Source organism: Paraburkholderia kururiensis (assembly GCF_034424375.1).
GTDB classification, from domain to species: Bacteria; Pseudomonadota; Gammaproteobacteria; order Burkholderiales; family Burkholderiaceae; genus Paraburkholderia; species Paraburkholderia kururiensis_A.
In genome coordinates this window covers 1,788,823-1,810,318 of sequence record NZ_CP139965.1, presented here as the reverse complement: position 1 = coordinate 1,810,318, position 21,496 = coordinate 1,788,823, and the positions used below count along the sequence as shown (strand labels likewise).

The window sequence follows — 21,496 nt, the reverse complement described above, 5'->3', positions numbered from 1 at the left end:
TCCGGCCACGCCCGCGCATGCTCCCCGCCCCTTCGCTTCCCCGCGAGCCGCTTCGCTTCGCCCGCACCTGCGCCGGACGCAGCCGATATCGTCGAATGTCGGCGCACATGGCGTGCGCCTGTCGGGCCTGTCGGGCCTGGCAGAGCTGCCGGCATCATGGGCGAGAGCACAAGGCAATGAGCGAGGAAAAGACCGAGAAACCCACATCGAAGCGGCTGCGCGACGCACGCCGGGACGGCCAGGTCTCGAAGAGCACGGACCTCGTCGATGCCATCGTGATGGTCGCCGTGGCCGGCACGCTGCTGCTCGCGGCGGGCGTCTTCGCGGGCGCGTTTCGCAGCATCGTCACGCTCACGCTCGATTTCGTTTCCGGCGACCACTCGCTGCCCGCGCTCGTGACGCGGCTCTACAAGATCGGCGGCGCCACCCTGCTCGTGGTCGTGCCCTGCGTTGCGGTGGCCGCAGCGGCGGGCGTGGCCGCGCTCATTCCGCAAGTGGGCTTCCAGATCGCGACCAAGCCCGTGGTGCCCAACATCCAGAACGCGAGCCCGATGGCGGGCCTGAAGCGCATCTTCTCGATGCGCACCATCATCGAACTCGTGAAGATGGTCATCAAGGCGGCCATCGTCGGCGCCGTGATGTGGCTCACGATTCGCTGGATGCTGCCGCTCATGGTGGGCTCGCTCTATCAGCCGCTGCCCGAGCTTTCCACCATGCTCTGGAGCCTGCTCGTGAAGCTCTGCCTGATCGCGGCGGCGGTGTTCGTCGTGATCGGCGCGGCCGACGTCAAGCTGCAAAGCTTCATGTTCATGCGGCGCATGCGCATGTCGAAAGACGAAGTGAAGCGCGAGTACAAGCAGCAGGAAGGCGACCCGAAGATCAAGGGCGAGCGCAAGCGGCTCGCGCGCGAATTGATGACCGCCGCGGCGCCGCAGCAGCGCGTGACGCTCGCCAACGCGATGATCGTGAACCCCACGCACTACGCGGTGGCGATCCGCTATGCGCCCGACGAGCATCCGCTGCCGCTCGTCATCGCCAAGGGCATGGACGAACAGGCCGCGCAGTTGCGGCGCTTCGCGCAGGACGCCAACGTGCCCATCATCGGCAATCCGCCGGTGGCGCGCGCGCTGTACAAGGTCGCGCTCGACGAGCCCATTCCCGAAGAACTGTTCGAAACGGTGGCCGCGATTCTGCGCTGGGTGGACGCGCTCGCCGCGAAGAAGCCTGAAACAGGCAGCGCGTTGCCGAACTGACGCTCACGGAGAAGCAGCATGTTCAAGACCCTGAAGCTGCCCGCAGGCGGCGAAATCGGCATCGCGATGCTGGTGGTGGCGATCATCTCGCTCATGATCCTGCCGCTGCCGCCCGAGCTGATCGACGTGCTGCTCGCCGTGAACATCACGATCAGCGTGACGCTCCTGATGATCACCATGTACGTGCCGAGCGTGGTGTCGCTTTCGGTGTTTCCGTCGCTGCTGCTCTTCACGACGCTCTACCGGCTCTCGCTCAACATCGCGTCCACGAAGTCGATCCTCTTGCATGCGGACGCGGGCCACATCATCGAAAGCTTCGGCGAACTCGTGGTGGGCGGCAACCTCGTGGTGGGGCTCGTGGTGTTCGTGATCATCACGACGGTGCAGTTCATCGTGATCGCGAAAGGCTCCGAGCGCGTGGCCGAAGTGGGCGCGCGGTTCACGCTGGACGCGCTGCCGGGCAAGCAGATGAGCATCGACGCCGACCTGCGTGCCAACATCATCACGCCCGAAGAAGCGCGCAGAAAACGCGCGACGCTCGCCGTGGAAAGCCAGCTGCACGGCGGCATGGACGGCGCCATGAAGTTCGTGAAGGGCGACGCCATTGCGGGGCTCATCATCACGCTCATCAACATCGTGGCCGGCATCGCGGTGGGCGTGGCGTATCACGACATGTCGGCGGGCGAGGCCGCGAACCGGTTCTCGATTCTTTCGGTGGGCGACGCGATGGTCTCGCAGATTCCGTCGCTGCTGCTCTCGGTCGCGGCCGGCATCATGATTACGCGCGTGGCCGACGAGCGCGAGGCGAAACAGCTTTCGCTCGGCGACGAGATTGGCCGTCAGTTGTCCACGAGCGCCCGCGCGCTCTACTTCGCGAGCCTGCTGCTGGTCGGTTTCGCGGCAGTGCCGGGCTTTCCGACCGCATTGTTCCTGCTGCTTTCGGGCACGCTCGCGTTCTGCGCGTGGCGCCTCGGCAAGAAGCGGCCCGCGTCGGCTTCGCATGCCACCGAGACCGTCAACGCGATGCAGCGCGCCGGCTCGAAGGTGGACGTGCCGGCCATTCTGGCGCGCCCGCCGCAGTTCGCCTGCCCGCTCGGCGTGCGCATCGCGCCGGACCTCGTGGCGCGGCTTTCCACCGCGGCGCTCGACACCTCGTTCGAAGCGGAGCGCAGCAAGCTCCAGGAGTATCTGGGTTTGCCGTTTCCCGGCATCACGATGTGGACGAGCGACGCGCTCGCACCCTCCACCTGCGAGCTGCTGATGCACGACGTGCCGTACTGCTCGTTCGAATTGCCCGCGGGCAAGGTGATGCTGCCGGAGCCGGCGAAGCTGAAAGCGGTGAATGCGAGCAGTGGTGCGGAGAGCGGCATAGCCAACGGCGCCGGCCACGTCCAGGCCGCCGCGCCGAACAATGCCGCTACGCCCAAAGGCGAACTCACCGCGGCCGAACTCGCCACGCTGCGCGAACGCGCGGAGCAACGCGCCGGTCTCGACGGCGGCCCGGGCCCTACGTACTGGATCGACGAAAAGGCGCTGCCCGCGAAGGCCCAGGCGTGGCGCGCGGAGCAGGTCATCGCGCATGCGTCGGTCGCGATGTTGCGCCGCCACGCCTCGCTGTTCCTCGGCATTCAGGAAGTGCAGTGGATTCTCGACCAGCAGAACACCGACTACCCGGGCCTCGTCGCCGAGGTGCAGAAGGTGCTGCCGCCGCAGCGCATTGCCGACGTGCTGCGCCGCCTGCTCGAAGAGCAGGTGCCTATCCGCAACATCCGCAACATTCTGGAAAGCCTGATCGTGTGGGGCGCGAAAGAGAAAGACATGCTGATGCTCACGGAGTACGTGCGCGGCGACCTCGCGCGCTTTCTCGCGCATCGCGCGGCGGGCGGCGCGCGCCAGTTGCCGGCCGTGCTGTTCGACCTGCCCGTGGAGCAGCACATCCGCCAGGCCATCAAGCAGACGCCCACCGGCAACTTCCTCGCGCTGCCGCCCGACGAGGCCAACTACCTCATCGACAAGATCCAGTCGTTCGTGGGCCAGGTGCCGCGCGAAGGCGTGGCGCTCGTCACGTCGATGGACATTCGCCGCTACGTGCGCCGCATGATCGAGGCGCGGCTCAACTGGCTCTCGGTGTATTCGTACCAGGAGCTGGGTGAACACGTCGAGCTGCAACCGCTCGGCCGCGTCACGATCTGACCGCGCATGTGATCGCGCTCACCACGCTCATGGCCCACATCGAGTCCCGACCGCTGCGCATCATTCCAGGCGACGCCGAACCGCAGCCGCTGCCTGACGATGCGCGCGCGAGGCGCTTCGACTACGCCACACTCGCCCGCCGCGTGCGCGCGCGAAAACCGCCGGGCCGCGATGCGGGCGCGTCGGGCGACACGAGCGCGGCAGAGCGCCACGACACGTCCGCGTACGGCCAGCCCACGGGCGACGACACGCAAGACGGCGCAGCCGACAACGCCGGCAGCGCACGCGGTGCCGACGCGGGCTCGCCCCTCGCGGGCCACAGCAACGCTGCGCCGCCCACGAGCGACGACCTCTTGCCCGAGCGGCTGGCGCACGTCACGCTGCCCATCGTCGATTCGATGTTCCGCACGCAGAGCCACTTCCTCGAACTGGCCACATCGCTCGCCACCGAAGTGGCCGCCTTCGCGAGCGACCAGGCCATTGGCGACGCGGGCAACTGGGAAGTGCAGATGCCGCTTGACCGCGCCATCCTGCCCGACACCACGCTGTATCTTTCGCTTTCGCGTTTCAGGCTTTCGCTTCGGTTCGATACGCCGGACGCCGATACGAAGCAGCTACTGTTGCAGCACAGTGCGCTGCTCGAGCGCGAACTGGACCAGTTGCTGCGCGCGTGGGGCACGCCGCGCGACATCGAGCTTTCGGTCTGGTGAGCGTCACGCCTTCACGTCTTGCTCGCCTTGCAGCGGCGCAACCCTCAACGCTCGACGAACGCGCCCGCCTTGTGCGGCCACACTGCATGGGCCATCTGACTGCTGAACTGCCGGCCGGCGAGCCCCACCTGGAGGCGGCGCCGCGCACGGTGCACGAGACCGGGCAGCCGGCACGTGTGCGTTATGGGGCCAATGTGCCTGGGAATGGGCCTGCGGATGGAGCCGGGAATGGGGCTCAGAATCAGCCCGACCCGGGGCGAGGCGCGACGGCCGGCGCGGACGCGCACTCAGCTTCGGACGATGCGCCGCACCGCCTGCCGCTGCGCCCCGTCGCCCACATAGCCGCGCGTGCGTCGCGCGTGCTGTGCGATGCGCGCACGCCTGTCGTGCTGCGTCATGCACTGGGCGTCGCGGACTGGCAGGCGACGGTGGAAGGCGTCGCGCCGCGCGATCTGTCCGCGCAGGCGTTGGCCGCGTCGTTCGACATGCCCGGCGTGCTCGAACTCGCACACGCCGCGGGTCCGTTGCACGTCGCGTTCGATCTCGCCGCGCATCCTGCGCTGGCCATTGCTGCGTCGCCGGCACGCGCGGCTACGTCCGCATCCGCCGACAGCGACCGCGCCCTGCGCACCGCGATTCTCGGCGTGCTGCTGGAGCCGCTGTTTCGGCGCGTGGCCGCGTTGGGGCTGGGCGACCTGCATGTCGTGCGGCTCACGCGCGGCCTGCTCGCAAGCGACGCGCAGGCGGCCTGCGTCACGTTGGCCTTGACGCTCGACGGTCGCCGCATCGTCGCGCAGATGGCGCTCACGCCGGCGCTCGTCGCAGTGCTCGAACAGGCGCACGCGGCGCATATGACGGCGCTTGCGCGCCGCGGCCTGCCGGCCATGCTGGAAGTCGGCCGCAACGCCGACGAAAGCGCGAACGTTTCGCTCGATGCCCATGCCGCGCTGCGCGCAAGGCTCGGCGAGTTGCGCGTGCCGGGCCGGCTCGTGCTGGGCGCACGCCGTCTTTCCATCGAAACGCTGCGGGCGCTCGCGCCCGGCGACGTGCTGCTGCGCGCGTTCGCGCCAAGCCTTGCACCGCTGCTTGCCGGCGCCGCGCGGGCCGCACGCAACGTGGCAACGGCAGACGGCGCTCGCCCCGCATCCGGCCAGATGCCGGCAGCGCAGCCCGCATTCGCCGACCCCACCCGCCCGAGCGACCCTCACACCGCCGGCGCCGCCCTCGCGACCGCCGCCTGGGGCACGCCTGGCCTCATCCGTCTGCACGCGCCCGCGCAATTCGACGGGCACACGCTAGTCATCACGAAGGAGCCGACCATGTCCGACGAACTGGACCCCGTGCGCGCCGACGACGCGCTCGCCGACGATCAGGCGCAGAACCCGATCGAAATCGGCGAGCTGGATCTGCCGGTCCAGTTCGAAGTGGATACCGTCGCGCTGCCGCTTTCGCAGCTCTGCGCGTTGCGGCCCGGCTACGTGCTGGAGCTGCCCACGCCCGTGGCCGACGCGCAGCTGAAGCTCGTCACGCACGGCCAGACTATCGGTTACGGCGAACTCGTCACGGTGGGCGAACACCTCGGCATCCGGATTCTGCGTATGGCGCACGGCGATGGTCCAGTTCAGTGACATCACCGGGCTGCTGCTCGTCGTCGTCGCGATCAGCCTCTTGCCCTTCGTCGCGATGGTGGTCACCTCCTACGCCAAGATCGTGGTCGTGCTGGGCCTCCTGCGCAACGCGCTCGGCGTGCAGCAGGTGCCGCCCAACATGGTGCTCAACGGCATCGCGATACTCGTGTCGCTCTACGTGATGGCGCCCGTGGGCATGCAGGCCGCACACACGCTGGAAGGCGAGCAGATTTCGGGGCAGCCGTCGCAGGCGCTCATTCAGGCATTCGGCGCGGCGCGCGAGCCGTTTCGCAGCTTCCTGCAAAAGCACGCGAACGAACGCGAGAAGCGCTTTTTCATCCGCTCCGCGAACGTGGTGTGGCCCAAGGACGCCGCCGGCAGTCTGCACGAAAACGACCTGATCGTGCTCGCGCCCGCGTTCACGCTGAGCGAACTCACGGACGCGTTCAAGATCGGCTTTCTGCTCTACATCGCGTTCATCGTGGTGGACCTCATCATCGCGAACGTGCTGCTCGCGATGGGCTTGAACCAGGTGCAGCCCACCAACGTCGCCATTCCATTCAAGCTGCTGCTGTTCGTAGTGATGGACGGATGGTCCACGCTCATTCACGGTCTCGTGCTCACCTACAAGTAGCGCAAAGCAGGAACAAGCTCATGGACGTCGATACGCTCGTTCGCTTCACCACGCAGGGCATGCTGCTCTGCATGTACGTTTCGCTGCCCATCGTGATCGTGGCCGCGGTGGTGGGCCTGGGCGTGTCGTTCCTGCAGGCCATCACGTCGATGCAGGACCAGACGCTTTCGCACGGCGTGAAGCTCGTCGCCGTGACAGTGGCCATCGTGATTGCCGCGCCGTTTTCCGCGGCCGCGATCCTGCACTTCGCCAACGAGATCATGCAGACGGCGGTGCCGCAATGACACGCATCGGCGGGCCGCCGCAGACGCCGCAACCTGCGCAAACGTCCGCGGTCAATCAGGCGCAGAACAACGCGACGCCAGCTTCGAACGACAGCGGCACGGCGCGCTTCGCGGTGCAGTATCGCGACACCACGTTCGGTTATCAGACGCAGCCGCAAGGCCCCACACGCAGCCAGTTGCGTGCGCGCAAGCTCGCGGATTCGCTCGCGCGCAAACGCCGCGCCGAACGCCGCACGCGCCGCAACGTGAGCGGCGGCTCGGACGACATCGACGACGGCGGCCACGCGCCCGAAGAGCACCGCCGCGTGACGCGCGACGGCGGCGGAGGAGGCGGCAGCGGTCAGCAGCATCATGGCGACGGCGACAGTCATGGCGAAGCGCAGGGAGACCTGCCCGCCGTGAAGAGCCGGCCCGGCGCCACGGTGCCGCCGCTCGCGCAAGGCGCGCTGCAAGGCATCGCAGCGGCGGCGCCGAACGAGCGCGCGCGAGAAAGCGCGGTGCTCGATGCCTTCAGCGATACGCTGCTCGACCTGCGTCAGCGCATGAGCGCGAGCCCTCACGCGCCGCTCGATGCGCGCATCCACGAAGCGATGCTCGATCTGCTCGCCGTGCAGCGTGCGTATGGGCCGTTCACGCCCATCACGTTGGGAGTCGCGCGGCAGCGGTTGATCGAGGCGAGCGAGCGGACGACGGGCGGCGGGCGAGCGGCGGCCACTGCGGGGCCGAGGGGCGCGAGTTCGCAGCAGACGGGCATGGGCGTGCATGCCGCGTTGGGCAGGGCCGCTTCGGGCATGACCGCTTTGGGCACGACATTACGCGCGGCGCCGGGCGTCTTGCCCGCGAGTGGTGCGGCGGTTGATGCGTCGGTTCGTGGTCCGAGTGTTGGTTCTCGCGTTGGCCCTGATGCTGGCCCTCGCGTTGGCCCGAGCGTTAGCCCTGCTGTCAGTCCCGCCGTTAGCCCCGCGATTAGCTCCCCAGCCAGTCCGCCTTCCGCCGAGCGTCCAACATCCGTCAATGGCGAGCCTGCTCAAACGCTGCTCGCCGACCGCGTCGGCCGCTTCAATCTGCTGCTCGGGCTGCTGATTTTCAGCGCGTCGCGGCCCACCACTTCCACGCGCCTCGCCCATCAGATCGACACGCTGCAATTACTGCGCGGCGGCATGCTCGCGCGTCGGCGCGGGTAAGGGCGACGGGGCATCACTGAGCAGAATCGAGCGCAACCCGGCGTGGATAGCGCGCTGTCGCCCGCGTCACGACACATGAAAAGCGGCACATGCCCCATCGATTCGCCTCGCCGCTGAGCGCTTCGCATCGCGGCCCGGCGCGCGCAATCAGGCCGCTAGAGTAGCGTCAGACGCGTGCGCCGCCGTGCACGCACTTGCCTCACGCTTACAGGGTCGGGTCCGTCCACACGATGAAACTGCTGCGTATCCTGACGGGTGTTCATGCAGGCGCCGAGCTGCGTCTGAGTCCGGGCACGCACCGTATCGGCCCGGACGACGACGCCGACATCCGCATCTCCGACTGGCGCGGCGCCGACGTGCTGCTCGCCGTCGACGCGGACGGCGTGGTGAGCGCACGGCGCCTCGTGCCGGAGACGGCCGAAGCGGTCGAGATGGAAAGCGGTGCAGCCGGCGCGAGCGTGGACGCAGCGAGCGGATTCCAGCCCGGTGGCGGCACGCTTGCAGTCAGTCCGCAGGCAAGCGGTACCACGCCCGCCGACGCGAACGCTCCCATCGACCCCGGCACCGTGTTGCTGGTCGACTTCGTGCCCATGCAGTTCGGCGAAACGGTGCTGTGCGTAGGCTGGTCCGACGCCGCGTGGCCGAGCGACCTCGATCTGCTCTCCACGCTGCTCATCAAGCCGAGCGAGGAGCGCCGCGAAGCCGAACGCTCGCGCCGCCGCAAGATTGCGGGCATCGCGCTCGCCTGCGCGATGCTGGGCGCCGTTATCGTGATCGGGTCCGTGCTGATGACGACGATGGTGAGCCGCGCCGCGCTGCCTCACGACGCGGGCGGCCTCGCGCAGCGCGTGAACGACGCCCTCGCCACCGCGCACATGAACGAACTGCACGCCCACGCGCAGGGCAACACGGTGCTCGTCACCGGTATGGTGGGCACGCCCGAGGACGACGTCGCCGTGCGCCGCCTGCTCGCGCGCTTCTCGCAGACGGCCATCTACCGGCGCTACGACGTGGCGCAGAACGACGTGCACAGCATCGAAGATTCGCTCGGCGTGCGCGGCGCGCGCGTCGCGTATGCGGGCAACGGCGCGTTCGACGTGACGGGCAGTGTCGCCAATCCCGCCGATCTCGATGCGGCCATCGCGCGCGTGCGCCACGACCTGAGCGAGAACGTGCGCGCCATTCGCAGCCACGTGACGCAGTCCGCGGAGAACCAGCCGCTGCCGCCATCGTTCTCGATGCTGATGACCTCGGACACCGTGCGCTACGCCGAAACACCGGACGGAGTGAAGCACATCTATGCCCAGCCCGATCCGCCGGACGGCGCCTCGGGCGCCGCAGCCGGAAGCGCCGACGGTGCCTCGGGCGCGGCCGCCGCGCAGGCGGACGGCGCGAGCGGCGTGCCGCCCACCGTGACGACCGGCGCCGCGACTGGCGTGATGGAACCGACACCCGGCCCCCGCGCGGCCTCCGGCGCCCCCGCAGGCACCGCATTTAGCGCCGCAGTCAGCGCCGCAACGAGCGCCGCCGCGGCAGGCACGGGCATCACGACGGGCATCGCATCGAACGCCACACCGAACCCCGCTTCCAGCACAGCCGCTGCGAGCCGCCCCACCCCGCATACCCCGTAGGAGAAACGACATGTACGAACCCCTGCAAGCCTGCGCCGCCGACTTCAACGATCTGCAGAAGACGCTGGCCGACCCGAACGGCGGCCCGCGCATCGCGGCCATTCGCGCGGCGCTGGACGCCACGGCGAAGAACATCAGCGAAACGGCGGGCGCCACGGCAACCGACCGCGACAACCTCGGCAAGCTCTATCGCGGCATGCTGGCGGCAAGCCGCATCGTCGCGCACCTGCAGGAAAAACGCGGCGCAGCGTAAGGCACGCGGCGCGGCTACCGGCGCCGCGGTGTCCGACACGCGGCGCCGGGCACGAGGCTTTTCCGGCACGGCAGCACGGCTACGCTGCTGCCGCCGTGCCGGAAGGCAATCTTGTCACTTCAACGAGGAGTAACGTTATGGCTCAAATGCTCACTGGCGCCCTTGGCAGCGCTTCCACGATGGGCGAGATGCAAGGCATCACCGACCAGATGAACCAGATGACGCTCGCATCGGCGCAAATGCAACTGCAACAGTGCATGGCGTCGTCGCTCGCGAACGTCACGAAGAGCGGCGCAAGCAACGTGAAGGACGCGTCGCGCGCAGGCTGACGGAAGGCTTAGCCTCCCGCAGCTTCGCACACTGCATCACCGGCCGGCGCGCGCCGCCTCTCGCGACGCACGCCGGCCGCTCTTCGCTTTTCTTCGCTGCGGCCTGTGAACCTGAATCCATCGGAGCGCTACGCGCAACTCGTCGAAGACCTGTGCCGCACCGTCGGACTCGCCGATGCGGCTCACGTGCTGCGCACGCGGTCCATCGAAGTGGAAGGCTTCGACGTGCGCCTCGAACACTTCGAGAACGACCTCGAAGCGCTCTACGCGAATTTCCACTACGGCGCGGTCACGGCGGGACGCACGCTCACGGTGTTCCGGCTGATGCTGGAAGCCAACCTGCTGATCTACGCGCAGGACCAGGCCCAACTGGGGCTGGATACCGACACGGGCGGCATCGTGCTCGTGCTGCGCGTGCCGATGACCCCCGACGTGGACGGCGCCGTGCTGGCGGACCTGCTCGCGCACTACGCGGAGCACGGGCGCTACTGGCGCCAGAACATCATCGAATCGACCGACGAGATGTTCGAGGGCGTGGTGGCCGGGGAATATATGTGGTTGAGGGCGTGACGGGTGCCATGCGGCGCCTGTGCAGCCGCGCTTATGCAGGCGCCGCCGTCATGCCGCCCTTGAAGCCTCCACCACCATCTCCACGCCCTTCTCGATGATCTTCGAAAGGGCCTGCCGGCAGTGCTCGCCCAGTTGCCGACGCGCCTCCGCGAGCTTGTGCAGCGCCGCCATCTCGTGCAGTCCCGCGGGCTGCTCCGTCTTGCCGGTGGCCTGAGCGCCGTCGGCCGTCGGCGTGTCTTCGTGTGGCGGCGTCAGCACCTCGTCGAGCGGCGGCGGCGGTTCGTGGGTACTCGAATGCGTGCTGTCGGTCACGGGTTTCGCCACGCTGCCCTTCGGCCGCAGCGCGAGTGCGGCGCGCTTCGCCTCGGCATCGCCGGGACTTCGTCTGCGCAGCGACGGCGCGCTACCGGGAGCCGTTACGCCGGACGGCCCCGCGGCGAAGGTCGCCTTCCTGTGCCTGCCGTGCGTCGAGCCCACCGGGTCGAGTCTTGCCAGTTCTGCCAGTTGCGCGCTGGGTACGGCTTGCGTTGACGGCGGCAGCACCGTACCCGTGAGCGTGCCGGGCGGCTTAGAACTCGCGGGCTCGGGTGTGGCGGCGCCCGGACCGATCGGTATGGCCCCGGGTGAGGAAGGGGAAACGCCGTCGAGTTTCGTCATCAGGTGGAACCTCGCTCGCTACGTTTGAAACGGGTGGGCTGTGCCCATGCGGGCCGCGCGCTCGACGCACGACCGTGCACAGCACAGAGATAACGCAGGCAGCCCGTTCGCACGCGCGGCTTCACGAAGCACTCGCCCACGGGACGAACCGCGTGACGACGTAGATGTATCCGCCTGCATGGCGCTGCATCCCACGCACACCACTGCACCTGCATGCACAGCGCCGCACCTGCCTCCATCGCGATGCACTTGCATGCACAGCGATGCAGCTGAGCGCCGGACGATGCACCTGCGCACCAAGCGATGAACCCGCCTGCACTTCGCCCCCCGCCGCCTGCATTCGCACCCCGGCGTGCCGGGCCGCCGTGCGCGCGACATACTCGAATCCCGCCCCCGGTGGAGTCCACGATGCTGCAGTTTCGTCCGCCCGAACGCTTCGAGACCGACACGCTCTTGCTGCGCGCGCCCGAAAGCCGCGACGCGCAGGCGCTGTTCGAAGAAATGCTCGGCGACGAAGAAACCACGCGCCACATGCGCATGCCGCGCCATCGCACGAGCGACGAGACGCTTGCCTACATCGAGGCCGTGCGTGCTGACTGGGAGAGCGGCAGTGCGTTCCGCTGGGTGATGGAGCACAAGGAAACGGGGCTGCTCGCGGGCGAGATCCAGATGCAGGCCGCGCTGCCGCGCGTGGAAGTGGGCTTCATGATCAGCCGGCCGGGGCCCGCACGCCGGCGCCGCGCGTCGCTCGACGCGCTTCGCAAGCTGCTTCACTGGACGATCGCCCAACCGCCCGTGTTTCGCCTCTTCGCGTACTGCGCCGTGGACGGCAAAGCGCACAGCGTGATGGAGCGGCTCGGCTTCACGCTGGAAGGCCGGCTCGTGAATCACGAGTGCCGGCCGAACCTTGGCCTCGCCGCCGGCGACAGCTACCTCTACGCGATGACGCGTCCCGTCGCTGCACCGCCGCAAGCCGATGCGGCCGCGGACTGGCTCGCGCGCAGCATCGATTGGGAGCCGGCCTGAGCCCCGCAGTCGGTGAGGCCGGCGCATGCATCGCAGAGAACGGCGCGCACAACGTGGCGCAGTGCAACGACGCGCACCATGCGCGGCGCATGGCGACAACTCGCTTCGCCGTGTGGGCATTCTTGCCCATCCGCCAGCAACGCAATAAGCTTGCGGCATTTTGATCGAACCCGGACGCCGTAACACGGCGGCCGGCGCACAGCGGCGCAAACCGGCGCGCAATCAGTCGCATCACCCCGAGCGCCGCGCGAGCCCGGGGCACGAACCGGACCGCCTTCACGATGGAGCCACGATGTCGTTACCACGACCTACGGGGCCGGTCTTTGCATTCAATCGTTACCGGCTGTCGCCGCACCCTCCCCGCCTCACCGCCGACGGTGTGCCCGTCGAGATCGGCGCCCGCGCGCTCGAACTGCTGTGCGCGCTCGTGGAAGCAGAGGGCCGGCCGGTTTCGCTCGCGCGCCTGGGCGAGCGCGGCTGGCCGTCGGATTCCGCGCGCGCAGGCGTCGACAACAACACCGTGCAAGCCCAGGTGTCCGCGCTGCGTCGCGCGCTCGGCACAGACCGCGATCTCGTCGTGACCGTGCCGGGCTTCGGATACCGGCTCGCGGTGCCGGTCCGGAAGATCGAACCCGACGCGGCGCAGGACGACGCGGTCACGCACGGCGCGCCGCAGCCGCCGCAGTCGCCGCATACCGCCGACGAAACGCCGCTGGCCGAGCCCGCGCACGCGCTGCGCGTGCCCACGCGCCTCACGCCGTTCGTGGGCCGCCACGCAGAACTCTCCGAATTGCTCGGCCTCGTGCCGGCCACGCGCATCGTCACGCTCGCGGGTGCACCGGGCATCGGCAAGACGCGGCTCGCGCGCGAAGTGGCGCGCAGGCTCGGAGCGCACTTTCCGGATGGCGTGCTTTCCGTCGCGTTGCCGCGCGAGGCCCAGGGCGAGGGCCTCGCCGAAACCGTGGCGCTCGGCATCGGGATAAGTGCAGGCATCGCGCCCGAGCCTGGCGCTTCCGCATTCGAACGCCTCGTCGCGGCGCTGGGCACGCGGCGCATCCTGTTGATCGTGGATTGCAGCGAGCAGTTGAGCGAGCCGGCCGGCTGGCTCGTGGATACGCTCGTGGCCGCGACGTCGGTGCACGTGATTGCGACGAGCCTCGCCCCGCTCTTTCTCGCGGGCGAGCAGGTGGTGCCGCTCGGCCCGCTGCGCACGCCGGACCGCCTCGACGTGGGGCCTGTCGACGCCCCCGAGTTCGATGCGCTGCGCCTGCTGTTCGCGCGAATCGCCACGCTGCCCGGCACACCGTTCGCGGAGCACCCCAGCGGCACGAACACCATCGGCACCAACCCCAGCGGCACGAACGCCATGGGCACAAACCCCGTCGGCACGCGCCGCAGCCGCAGCGCCATGAGCGCGCTGGCGCTCTTCGATGCGGGGCGCCTCGGCGCTGAAACGCTCGCGGCCGCCGCGCTGATCGCGAGGCGACTCGACGGCGTGCCGCTCGCGCTGGAACTCGCGGCAGCGGCCATCGCGCGGCGCACGCGAACGCGCTTCACGCTGGACGCCGCGCTCATCGCCTTCGCCCGCGCGCTGGACGACCTCATGGTGCATCGCGCGGGCGCGCTCTATGTGCCGGTGTCGCGCGCGGCACCGCTCGCCGCAGTGCTCGATCTCGCGGCAGCGGAACTGGACGACGCACCCCGCCGCTGCCTCATGCGCCTCGGCGTCTTTCCCGGCGAGTTCTCGCGTTGTTCGGCCGTGCGGCTGCTCGCGGAATGCGCGGCGCCGAACCGCGTCTTCCTCGGCAACGCCGTCGACGACCCCGTCGCCGCGCGCGCCGACGTCGACGTGGATGCGCACGTGGCGGATCTGATCGACGCCGGCTTCGTCGAACAGATCGACGACGCAACGGGCCCCACGCTGCGCCTGCCCGCGCCCGTGCGCGCCTTCGCAGTCGACGCGCTCTGGCAGAGCGGCGAATTTTCGCGCGCCGCGGCAGCGCATGCGCAATCGCTCGTGCCGCGGCTCGCGGCGCGACGCGATCGCATGGCGGACACGCGCCATGCGGTCCTGGACCGCAACGACGTGGCGGACCTGCGCAGCGCATTCGACTGGGCCATTCACGCGGACCGCTTCGATCTCGTGCTCGCGCTCGTGGAAGCGTCCGAGCCGCTCTGGCGCGCGCTCGGCCTCACGCACGAATACGTGCGCACCATTCGCGCGGCGGTGGCGCGCGCCGAAGACGCCTCGCCCCGCCGCGTGCGCGACGAGATGCGGCTGTACGCGGCCCTCGCGCGAACGCTGCCGCTCGTGCAAGCGCCGCTCGACGAAGTCGCGGCCGCGTGGCAACAGGCCTACGACCTCGCGAACGCCTGCGCGGACAACACCGGGCGCCAGCACGCGCTGATCGGGCTGATCGTGTGTTCGGCGAAGGCCGGCGAGATCGAACGCGCGGCGGATCTGCAGGCGCGATACGACGAAATCTCGCAGGGCAAGGGGCAATAGCTCGAAGCGGCGGCGCTGCCTAGAACTCCATGTCGAGTTCGTCGATATCTTCCGTCTCGGCTTTCGCGATGCCGATCCACTCCGCCACGAACGGTTGCGCGAGCACGCGCATGCAGTACTCCGCCATGTCCTTGTCGAGCTTCACGTCGTAGGTCAGAAAGCGCGTGGCGACGGGCGCATACATCGCGTCCGCCATGCCGATGTTTTCGCCGAAGAGCCACGGGCCGCCGTAACCGGCGAGGCACTCGCGCCAGATGGCGAGCACGCGTTCGATGTCGTCCTGCGCGCGCGACCAGATGCGAAAGCCCGGGAAATAGCCGCGCAGATTCATCGGCAGCGCAGAGCGCAACGCGCTGAAGCCCGAATGCATCTCGCCGCAGATGGAACGGCAATGCGCACGTGCCTTGCGCTCGCGCGGCAGCAGTCCCGCTTCGGGACGAATCTCGTTGAGGTACTCGCCGATGGCGAGCGTGTCCCATACCTTGATGCCGTCGTGTTCCAGGCACGGCACGAGAATGGACGGCGAGAGCAGCAGCAGTTCGGCGCGCGCGGCGGCGTCGATGGGCACGGTCACGGTCTCGAATTCGAGCCCCGACAGTTTCGCGAGCAGCCAGCCGCGCAGCGACCACGACGAATAGTTGTAGCTGCTGACCGTCAATGTCGTCTTCGCCGTTTTGGCCATAGGGGTCTCCGTTCCGTTCGGTGCGCGCATGCACCGCGAGCTGTCCGGCAAGGTGCCGGCCGCACTGGAACGGCACCGCACGCACCACGATGCTGCGCAAAACGAGCCGCCTGCGCGGCGAGCACGACTGCCCGCGATGGTGCAAGCACCATGCCAATCGGCATCGTGAAGACGCGGCCCCCGGACAAGAGCCAGCGCACCGCTTCAAGGGCGCTTGAAGGAACCACGACGTGGCCTTCGATCCGCAAGCAGCACACCACGGCGGCGCACGACTGGCACACGTATTGCCTTTGCACCCCATGCCTGCCTCGTCGCGCAAACGCCATGAATCTGCTTGCCTATCCGTCGTACCAAGCTCTTGCCGATCTCGCACGGCCGCTGCGTGCCTGGGCGTCGTTCGCGCACGCCGCCTGCAACGCATGGCCCGCGTTCGCGGCCACGCCGTATGGGCGCAGCTTCACCGCGCTGTGCGAACTGATCGAGGTGGCGGGCCTCACGCATCGGCGCCCGCGATTCGGCATCGACGCTATCCAGGTGGACGGCCAGCGCGTTGCCGTCGTCGAGGAAGTGACGAAGCGCACGCCGTTCGGCTCGCTGCTGCACTTTCGCAAAGAGATGGCCGCGCCGCAGCCGCGCGTGCTGATCGTCGCGCCCATGTCGGGCCACTTCGCCACGCTCTTGCGCGGCACCGTGCGCACCATGCTCGCGGACCACGACGTCTACATCACGGACTGGCACAACCCGCGCGACATCCCGCTTTCCGCGGGACGTTTCGGCTTCGACGAGTACGTCGAGCATCTGGTGTCGTTCATCCATCGCATCGGGCCGGATTCGCACCTCGTGGCCATCTGTCAGCCCACCGTCGCCGCGCTCGCCGCGGTCTCGTTGATGGCCGCCGCCGACGATCCCGCGCAACCGGCCAGCATGACGCTGATGGCCGGGCCGATCGACTGCCGTGTCAATCCCACGCGCGTGAACGATCTGGCCAACAGCAAGCCGATCGAATGGTTCGAGAAGCATCTGATCGGCGTGGTGCCGCCGGGCTTCGCGGGCGCACAGCGACGCGTGTATCCCGGCTTCGTGCAACTCACCGCGTTCATGTCGATGAACATGGAGCGGCACGCCACGTCGTTTTCCGAGCTGTATTTCGAGCGCGCGAAAGGCGATGCCGCGAAGGCCGACCAGATCCGCGCGTTCTACGACGAATACTTCGCGACCACCGACCTCACGGCGGAGTTCTATCTCGAAACCGTGGCCACGGTGTTCCAGCAATACGCGTTGCCGCGCGGCGAACTGAAGGTGGCCGGGCGCCTGGTGGAACCGGCTGCGATCCGGCGCACGGCGCTGCTCACGGTGGAAGGTGAAAAGGACGACATCTGTTCCGTGGGCCAGACGGTGGCCGCGCAGGAGCTGTGCTCGCAATTGCGCCCCTACATGAAGACGCATCACGTGCAGACCGGCGTGGGCCACTACGGCGTGTTCAACGGCCGCAAGTGGGAAACACAGATCTATCCGCTCGTGCGCGCCACCATTCACGACAACGAGCCGCGCGCGAGCCGCCTGCCTGCGCGTGCCGACGGCGTCGCGAGCGAACTCGTGAGCCTGCATGCCCTGATGGAAGCGCAAACGCTGACGAAGGCCGCGCTTGCGAAGGCGGCCGCATCGTCTTCGTCGACCTGAGCGTCGTTCGCCCCGTGGGTTCGGGTGAGCCCCGTTGCGCTACGACGTTGCCGCGGCGCTCACCCACGGCGTGGGCGCGGGCACTTCGCACGGTCCTTCCACGTCGATCGATTTGAAGTCAGCCGGGCTCACGATCTCGAGGTACTCCATGTCTTCGGAGTAATCGAACAGGTAGTGCACGATGCCGGGCGCCTGGTGCACGCAGTCGCCCGCCGCCACGAGCGTCTCCTTGTCGCCGTACATGAAGCGCGCCCAGCCCTTCAGCATGATGACGATATGGAAGTCCGCTTCGTGACGATGCCAGCCCGTGCCCTGCTCCGGCGCGTGGTTGGCCTTCACGAGCTGCGCGAGCACCTTGCCGCCCGTCGCCTGCGCAATGCCGAGATCGCGATAGAGGAAGAAGTCGCGCAGGCCTTCGCCTTCGAACGGCGTCTCGTGCGGCTTGACGTGCGAAAACCGGGTGGTGAGCGGAAAGTTCATGGCACGGCTCCCGTAGGGTAGGAGCGCGCGAATCAAGCATTTCCCGTTCCATTGCGCAGCGAAACGAAAGCGCTCGCGGAAAGGCCGAGAAAGGGTCGAGCAACCCGCGTCGATACGGGCTCGTTCCCAAAGCGTGAACACGCAATGCGCGGCACGCACCGGCACGCGCCATTCCGTTGCGGTGCACTTCGCCCTGTGAGCGCCCTTTTCGCACCATGCTGCGGCGTGTCACATTCGGCGACCATAGTGCAAGCCGGTTTCGTTTGCTGCGCCGCGACGCACCGCTTCCATGCCCGACCACAGCCGCATCAATCTGCCGCCCACGCCGGGCTTCGTCGAAGCGGCGCCGTCGCAGGCCTCGTCGCCTGCTGCCGGGGCAACGCCGGCCCCCGGCAACGCGCCCGCTCCCACGCCCAGTACCGCGCCTTCGCACCAGCTCGAAGGACCGCAGCCCGCCGTGCCGCATGGCGTGCTCGACCGGCTCAAGTCCACGATGGCGCGCAAAATGGATACGCTGCGCGCGCGTCGCTTCGACGTCAGCACGGCGGTCTATCAGCAAAGCACGCACGGCAAGACGTCAGGCCCTGAGAACTACGTGCAGGGCACGAAGCGCTACGCGACGAGCCAGCCTCCGCGTCACGCCCGCGTGGGCGGCTCGATGCTGGAGCGTACCGACGGCCTCGTGACAGGCGCCATCGGCCGCACGGTATCGAAGCCCGCGCCCGCGCCGAACGCGCAGACAGCAGGCGCCGTCGCGCCGCCGCGCGTGCCCGCCCCGCCGCCGCTCGACGCCTGCACGACACGCGCCGGCCTGCTCGATTACGTGCACGGTCAGTTCGCGTGTCCGCCCGACCGGCTGCTCGATGTGCCGGGCCTCGCGAATCGCCTCTACGCCCTCGCGCCGCAACCCGATCCGTCGACGCCCGCGAGCATGGCCGAAGCCGCGACGCGCGGCGCGTTGATTGCCCAGGCGCTGCGCCAGGCGGGCGTGACCGACGTGGATGGCGCGCATCTCGCGCTCGAACGCGTGGGCATGCTCGACTTCAACGCGCCGCACACGGCGCGCTCGACGAGCGCCGCAGACCGTGAGGCCTGGCTCGTCGCGCGCACGCTCGCGCGCTCGGGCGAAGGCTTCGCCGCACTCGACGCGTTGCGCAACGCCGTGGGCCAACCCTTCGCCGGCGACCCGCAGCGCACGGCCACGCGCGTGCTGCTGCAAGCCACGGACGCGCTCGATCCGCATCCGCCCGGCACGAACTACCCGCGCCATAGCGATCCGTCGCCCGCTACCGTCGCCGAAAGCGTAGGCCTCGCCGAAGGCGCGGCTCCGCTCGATGCCTCCGTGCCCGGCCCCGACGCGCTCGCGAAACGCGCCTTCGATGCCGCGGCCACCCATCTCGCCCACGGCCGCGATGCGCTCACGCCGGACCAGAGAGGCGCGTTCTTCGCGTGGCGCCAAGGCTTCACCACGGACGGTCGCGGCAGCGATCTTTCGCAGGCTCGCGAGCGTTTGAACAAGTTCTCCGCGAAGACGATCAACCGTGTCGGCGAAAACCGCTGGAAGACGCTGCTGCCGCGCATGTTCGCGGCGAAGCGCGCGTCGCCGCTTTCCGCGTTGAGCTTCGGCACGCAAGGTCTGCCGCGCAAGACCGTGGAGCAGGAACGCGCGGCGCTCGCCAAGGGCATGGGCGCAGCGCGTACGGCCCTCGCGCAGCACGAAGCCATGCAGCCCGCCACCGCGTTCACGCACGTGCGGCCCGCGCAGTCGCTCGTGGAACTCGCGGCGCTCGACGTGTGGCTGGAACGCGGCGGCTTCGCTCGCGGCCGCATGGACGAAGACGCGCTCGGTGCCGTGGCGCAGCGCGTGGCGCAGATGTGCGACGGCCTGACCGAAGCGGACGTGCCCTCCGCCGAAACGCTCGCGAGCGTGAAGGCAGACGCCGCGCGCTGGCAGACGATGACGCCGGAGCAGCTCGCGAAAACGAAGCCCTTCAGCAAGGTCGCGAAAGAGCGCTTCGACATCGAGCGGCTCGCCGTGTGGGGCAAAGTGGCCCACGTGAGTGCCGAATCGGACTTCTGGAACGAGGTGGACACGCTGCGCGCGCTCGCGGACCCCGCCCAGGACAAGCGCCCCGCCAACACCGTGGACGACGTGCGCGACACGCTCAAAGACGTGGTGGCGAACCTGCAGTCGGGCGCGAAACTGCGGCTCACTGATGGTGGACGCCAGGGCGTGAGCACGCGCGGCCTCAATGCCACGGTGCACGCGTTCACGCACGGCCACGGCATTCCGGTCTCGCCGCGTATCGACGTGCGCGCCTCGCGCACGCGTGAGGCCGTGGTCGAAGTGAGCCGCGCGACGCATGGCGTGGAGATGTTCGTCGGCACCGCGCACAGCCGGCAGCAGCATTACGGCGCAGGCGTGCTGGTGGGCTACGACTTCGACGTGGGCGTGACGTCGCTGCGCGCGGGCGTGGTGGCAAGCGCCATCCTGCATTCGCAGGACCTGCAGGAGCCGCGCGGCGTGTCGCTGCGCGTGGCGCGTCGCGTGAAGCCCGACGGCTCGGGCTACGACGACGACGCGATGCGCGCGAAGCTCGGCACGATCGTCGATCACGTGTTCCACGAAGCGACGCTCGAACATAACGACGGCTCCAACGGCGTGTGGAATCGCCTTGCGCAGCAGTATTTCGACGACCCCGACGTTTCCGTGAGCTGGACCGACGGCCAGCAGAAGACCACGCGCCGCGGCGTGACGGTGGATGCGACGGCCATGTTCAAGGCCGCGAGCCTCGGCGCCGATACCGAGACCGACCCCGTCACGGGCAAGCACGCGAAGCAGCTTTCGGTGAGCGTGGGGCCGACTGCGGGCGTGGGATGGGAACATTCGAAGCAATCCGTCGATTCGGTGGAACGCACGGGACGCATGCAGGTGGAACAGCACCGCGTGGGGCTCGGCTCGCGCTGGCAGTTGCGCGGCGGCTTCAAGCCGAGCTTTTCGCATCCGCTCGATCCGAACGGCCATTCGAGCATCGGCATGTTCTCGCTCGATGCGCCCGCGGGCACCATGACGCTCGGCGACAAGAACCGCTCGGCGAAGCTGCAACTGGTGCGCGAAGACGGCAAGCTGAACCATCGCGCGTGCATGCTCGACGTCGAATACCTCGACGCGAAGCACTACACCGAAGCGCTCGACGCAGGGCGGCCCGAGTTGATCGATCTCTTCGCCGCGCAAGAGGTGGCGCAGCGCAACAAGGCGGGCACGACGCACGCGCCGGACGGCACCGCACTGGACGACCCGCGCGTGGTGGCCAGCCAGCGCATCGATCAGCATCTCGCCGACGTACGCAAGAACCAGCGCCCCAACCTCACGTACATGCATCGCTTTCGCCTGCGCCAGGACGCGGCCTTGCGCATCGACGCGAACACGGCCGCGCTCGCGCAATCGGGCGGCGACGCGCGGCTGCGCGCGCAGGTGGAAGCGCGCAACGCGGAGATTCTCGGCAACCCCGATTCGTGGATGCCCATCGAACTCAAGGTGAAGGAGCGCAGCACGGATACGCGCAACGTGGGCCTCAACGTGCTCGCGCAACTGCATACGCGCACGAGCGCGACGGGCGACCGCGAGATCGTGACCGAAAACGTCTCGTTCGACGTGCTCGAAGCGTTGGACCGACGCGAGCCGCCGCAGTTGGGCGCGTAGCAAGGGCGCGTTATCGACGCGAAGAGATCGCGAAGTAGCGAACGTGCCGCGCGCGAAGCGAAGCGCGCGGTTTGCGTGGGCCGCGCGGCCTGC

At 68.8% G+C, this 21,496-nt stretch carries 18 protein-coding genes; 15 read left to right on the top strand and 3 right to left on the bottom strand.

The features are described from left to right. The first annotated feature begins 176 nt into the window (after window positions 1-176). The 11 genes from sctU to U0042_RS08095 all read left to right on the top strand — a co-directional run bounded on the left by sctU (window position 177) and on the right by U0042_RS08095 (window position 10,669). The gene (gene sctU, locus U0042_RS08145; RefSeq protein WP_114810511.1) at window positions 177-1,253 is read left to right on the top strand and encodes a type III secretion system export apparatus subunit SctU; all 1,077 of its coding nucleotides are present in this window, start codon (window positions 177-179) and stop codon (window positions 1,251-1,253) included. Window positions 1,254-1,271: 18 nt separating this feature from the next. Next, window positions 1,272-3,446: an FHIPEP family type III secretion protein gene (locus U0042_RS08140; protein ID WP_114810510.1), complete on the top strand. Its 2,175-nt coding sequence runs from the start codon at window positions 1,272-1,274 to the stop codon at window positions 3,444-3,446. Window positions 3,447-3,454: 8 nt separating this feature from the next. Next, a complete protein-coding gene (sctP, locus tag U0042_RS08135) occupies window positions 3,455-4,156 on the top strand; it encodes a type III secretion system protein SctP (protein ID WP_232833321.1) in 702 nt (233 codons plus the stop codon). A gap of 86 nt (window positions 4,157-4,242) precedes the next feature. After that, the gene (gene sctQ / locus U0042_RS08130) at window positions 4,243-5,784 is read left to right on the top strand and encodes a type III secretion system cytoplasmic ring protein SctQ (RefSeq protein ID WP_114810509.1); all 1,542 of its coding nucleotides are present in this window, start codon (window positions 4,243-4,245) and stop codon (window positions 5,782-5,784) included. Further along, window positions 5,768-6,418: a type III secretion system export apparatus subunit SctR gene (sctR, locus tag U0042_RS08125; RefSeq protein WP_114810508.1), complete on the top strand. Its 651-nt coding sequence runs from the start codon at window positions 5,768-5,770 to the stop codon at window positions 6,416-6,418. The genes sctQ and sctR overlap by 17 nt, the downstream gene beginning before the upstream one ends. 20 nt (window positions 6,419-6,438) lie before the next feature. Further along, a complete protein-coding gene (gene sctS, locus U0042_RS08120) occupies window positions 6,439-6,702 on the top strand; it encodes a type III secretion system export apparatus subunit SctS (protein ID WP_017775655.1) in 264 nt (87 codons plus the stop codon). After that, a complete protein-coding gene (locus tag U0042_RS08115; protein ID WP_114810507.1) occupies window positions 6,699-7,886 on the top strand; it encodes a hypothetical protein in 1,188 nt (395 codons plus the stop codon). The genes sctS and U0042_RS08115 overlap by 4 nt, the downstream gene beginning before the upstream one ends. Window positions 7,887-8,116: 230 nt before the next feature. Then, on the top strand, window positions 8,117-9,517 hold the full coding sequence (locus tag U0042_RS08110; protein WP_114810506.1) for a secretion protein: 1,401 nt from the start codon (window positions 8,117-8,119) through the stop codon (window positions 9,515-9,517). 10 nt (window positions 9,518-9,527) lie between these two features. Next, window positions 9,528-9,770, top strand: coding sequence for a type III secretion protein (locus tag U0042_RS08105; RefSeq protein ID WP_114810505.1), 243 nt, complete (start codon window positions 9,528-9,530; stop codon window positions 9,768-9,770). 137 nt (window positions 9,771-9,907) lie between these two features. Next, a complete protein-coding gene (locus U0042_RS08100) occupies window positions 9,908-10,099 on the top strand; it encodes a hypothetical protein (RefSeq protein ID WP_156125932.1) in 192 nt (63 codons plus the stop codon). Window positions 10,100-10,204: 105 nt separating this feature from the next. Then, window positions 10,205-10,669, top strand: coding sequence for a CesT family type III secretion system chaperone (locus U0042_RS08095; RefSeq protein ID WP_017775650.1), 465 nt, complete (start codon window positions 10,205-10,207; stop codon window positions 10,667-10,669). 48 nt (window positions 10,670-10,717) lie between these two features. Here U0042_RS08095 and U0042_RS08090 read toward each other — a convergent pair whose 3' ends face one another. Continuing rightward, the gene (locus U0042_RS08090) at window positions 10,718-11,326 is read right to left on the bottom strand and encodes a hypothetical protein (RefSeq protein WP_157977807.1); all 609 of its coding nucleotides are present in this window, start codon (window positions 11,324-11,326) and stop codon (window positions 10,718-10,720) included. Between the two features lie 408 nt (window positions 11,327-11,734). On the opposite strand from U0042_RS08090, the gene U0042_RS08085 reads away from it, so the two are divergent. Together U0042_RS08085 and U0042_RS08080 are read left to right on the top strand one after the other, a co-directional pair. After that, window positions 11,735-12,352: a GNAT family N-acetyltransferase gene (locus tag U0042_RS08085; protein WP_114810503.1), complete on the top strand. Its 618-nt coding sequence runs from the start codon at window positions 11,735-11,737 to the stop codon at window positions 12,350-12,352. A 292-nt stretch (window positions 12,353-12,644) separates the two neighbouring features. Next, window positions 12,645-14,858: a winged helix-turn-helix domain-containing protein gene (locus U0042_RS08080; RefSeq protein ID WP_157977806.1), complete on the top strand. Its 2,214-nt coding sequence runs from the start codon at window positions 12,645-12,647 to the stop codon at window positions 14,856-14,858. Between the two features lie 19 nt (window positions 14,859-14,877). Here U0042_RS08080 and U0042_RS08075 read toward each other — a convergent pair whose 3' ends face one another. Beyond that, window positions 14,878-15,540: a glutathione S-transferase gene (locus U0042_RS08075; RefSeq protein ID WP_114810500.1), complete on the bottom strand. Its 663-nt coding sequence runs from the start codon at window positions 15,538-15,540 to the stop codon at window positions 14,878-14,880. A 324-nt stretch (window positions 15,541-15,864) separates the two neighbouring features. On the opposite strand from U0042_RS08075, the gene U0042_RS08070 reads away from it, so the two are divergent. After that, the gene (locus U0042_RS08070) at window positions 15,865-17,220 is read left to right on the top strand and encodes a polyhydroxyalkanoate depolymerase (RefSeq protein WP_114810499.1); all 1,356 of its coding nucleotides are present in this window, start codon (window positions 15,865-15,867) and stop codon (window positions 17,218-17,220) included. A 39-nt stretch (window positions 17,221-17,259) separates the two neighbouring features. Here U0042_RS08070 and U0042_RS08065 read toward each other — a convergent pair whose 3' ends face one another. After that, window positions 17,260-17,700: a cupin domain-containing protein gene (locus U0042_RS08065; RefSeq protein WP_114810498.1), complete on the bottom strand. Its 441-nt coding sequence runs from the start codon at window positions 17,698-17,700 to the stop codon at window positions 17,260-17,262. Window positions 17,701-17,989: 289 nt separating this feature from the next. Here U0042_RS08065 and U0042_RS08060 point away from each other — a divergent pair, with 289 nt between their 5' ends. Beyond that, complete coding sequence (locus tag U0042_RS08060; protein ID WP_114810497.1) at window positions 17,990-21,403, top strand: autotransporter; 3,414 nt, start codon at window positions 17,990-17,992, stop codon at window positions 21,401-21,403. Window positions 21,404-21,496 lie beyond the last annotated feature (93 nt).

What these genes read in the sequence shown, in the direction of transcription:
- sctR (WP_114810508.1), top strand. Translation starts at nt 5,768, where the DNA reads ATGGTCCAGTTCAGTGACATCACCGGGCTGCTGCTCGTCGTCGTCGCG.
- U0042_RS08080 (WP_157977806.1), top strand. Translation starts at nt 12,645, where the DNA reads ATGTCGTTACCACGACCTACGGGGCCGGTCTTTGCATTCAATCGTTAC.
- U0042_RS08105 (WP_114810505.1), top strand. Translation starts at nt 9,528, where the DNA reads ATGTACGAACCCCTGCAAGCCTGCGCCGCCGACTTCAACGATCTGCAG.
- sctU (WP_114810511.1), top strand. Translation starts at nt 177, where the DNA reads ATGAGCGAGGAAAAGACCGAGAAACCCACATCGAAGCGGCTGCGCGAC.
- U0042_RS08060 (WP_114810497.1), top strand. Translation starts at nt 17,990, where the DNA reads ATGCCCGACCACAGCCGCATCAATCTGCCGCCCACGCCGGGCTTCGTC.
- U0042_RS08085 (WP_114810503.1), top strand. Translation starts at nt 11,735, where the DNA reads ATGCTGCAGTTTCGTCCGCCCGAACGCTTCGAGACCGACACGCTCTTG.
- U0042_RS08140 (WP_114810510.1), top strand. Translation starts at nt 1,272, where the DNA reads ATGTTCAAGACCCTGAAGCTGCCCGCAGGCGGCGAAATCGGCATCGCG.
- U0042_RS08115 (WP_114810507.1), top strand. Translation starts at nt 6,699, where the DNA reads ATGACACGCATCGGCGGGCCGCCGCAGACGCCGCAACCTGCGCAAACG.
- U0042_RS08110 (WP_114810506.1), top strand. Translation starts at nt 8,117, where the DNA reads ATGAAACTGCTGCGTATCCTGACGGGTGTTCATGCAGGCGCCGAGCTG.
- sctQ (WP_114810509.1), top strand. Translation starts at nt 4,243, where the DNA reads ATGGGCCATCTGACTGCTGAACTGCCGGCCGGCGAGCCCCACCTGGAG.
- sctS (WP_017775655.1), top strand. Translation starts at nt 6,439, where the DNA reads ATGGACGTCGATACGCTCGTTCGCTTCACCACGCAGGGCATGCTGCTC.
- U0042_RS08090 (WP_157977807.1), bottom strand. Translation starts at nt 11,326, where the DNA reads ATGACGAAACTCGACGGCGTTTCCCCTTCCTCACCCGGGGCCATACCG.
- U0042_RS08100 (WP_156125932.1), top strand. Translation starts at nt 9,908, where the DNA reads ATGGCTCAAATGCTCACTGGCGCCCTTGGCAGCGCTTCCACGATGGGC.
- U0042_RS08070 (WP_114810499.1), top strand. Translation starts at nt 15,865, where the DNA reads ATGAATCTGCTTGCCTATCCGTCGTACCAAGCTCTTGCCGATCTCGCA.
- U0042_RS08075 (WP_114810500.1), bottom strand. Translation starts at nt 15,540, where the DNA reads ATGGCCAAAACGGCGAAGACGACATTGACGGTCAGCAGCTACAACTAT.
- U0042_RS08065 (WP_114810498.1), bottom strand. Translation starts at nt 17,700, where the DNA reads ATGAACTTTCCGCTCACCACCCGGTTTTCGCACGTCAAGCCGCACGAG.